The organism is Rothia sp. HMSC065C12 (genome assembly GCF_001812085.1).
In the GTDB taxonomy this organism is placed as follows: domain Bacteria; phylum Actinomycetota; class Actinomycetes; order Actinomycetales; family Micrococcaceae; genus Rothia; species Rothia mucilaginosa.
The window spans coordinates 1-1001 of the sequence record NZ_KV807667.1; the positions used below are offsets into that span (position 1 = coordinate 1).

General features: G+C 62.2%; 1 protein-coding gene. It reads left to right on the forward strand.

Going from position 1 to position 1001, the window contains the following annotated elements; all coding sequences use genetic code 11:
* Positions 1-951 (forward strand): IS256 family transposase (locus HMPREF2836_RS00020; protein ID WP_070628948.1); only part of this gene is annotated, 951 nt, incomplete at its 5' end.
* Positions 952-1001 lie beyond the last annotated feature (50 nt).

Genomic DNA, 1001 nt, shown 5'->3' on the forward strand with positions numbered 1-1001 from the left:
CGCAAACGCTGTGAAACCGCGTTGATCACAGTGGTCGCTGACTGCTACCTGGCAGGAGTATCCACGCGCCGTATGGACAAGCTCGTCAGAACCCTGGGGATCACAGGACTGTCCAAGTCCCAGGTCTCACGGATGGCAGCCGACCTGGACGAGCACGTGGATCAGTTCCGCAACCGGCCCCTCCACGATGCCGGGCCTTTCACCTTCGTCGCCGCTGACGCACTGACCATGAAAGTACGCGAAGGAGGACGCGTCGTCTCGTGCGCGGTTCTGGTTGCCACCGGAGTCAACAATGACGGACACCGCGAAGTGCTGGGGGTGCGCGTGTCCACCAGCGAGACCGCTCCAGCCTGGAAGGAGTTCTTCGCCGACCTGGTCGCCCGAGGCCTGACCGGCGTGCGCCTGGTCACCAGTGATGCCCATCTGGGCCTGGTTGAGGCCATCGCCGCCAACCTACCCGGAGCCACCTGGCAACGATGCCGTACCCACTACGCCGCTAATCTCATGTCCGTCACCCCCAAAGCACTATGGCCCGCTGTCAAAGCGATGCTGCACTCGGTGTATGACCAGCCCGACGCGGCATCGGTCAACGCTCAATACGACCGGCTCTTGGACTACGTCCACGACAAGCTCCCCGCCGTGTGTGATCACCTCGATCAAGCCAGGGCAGACGTCCTCGCGTTCGCGTCCTTCCCCACCGGGGTGTGGACCCAGATCTGGTCCAACAACCCCAACGAACGCCTCAACCGCGAAATCCGCCGCCGCACCGACACCGTGGGAATCTTCCCCAACCGACAAGCAATCATCCGCCTAGTCGGAGCCGTCCTCGCCGAACAAAACGACGAATGGGCCGAAGGCCGACGCTACCTCAGCCTCGACATCCTCACCAAATCACGACTCACACCACAACCCACCGGGCAGGAGGACACCCCACTCCAACTCAGCGCATAACCCAACCCGAAGGACACAAAACGATTACACCACTCCACAGGACTTGACCT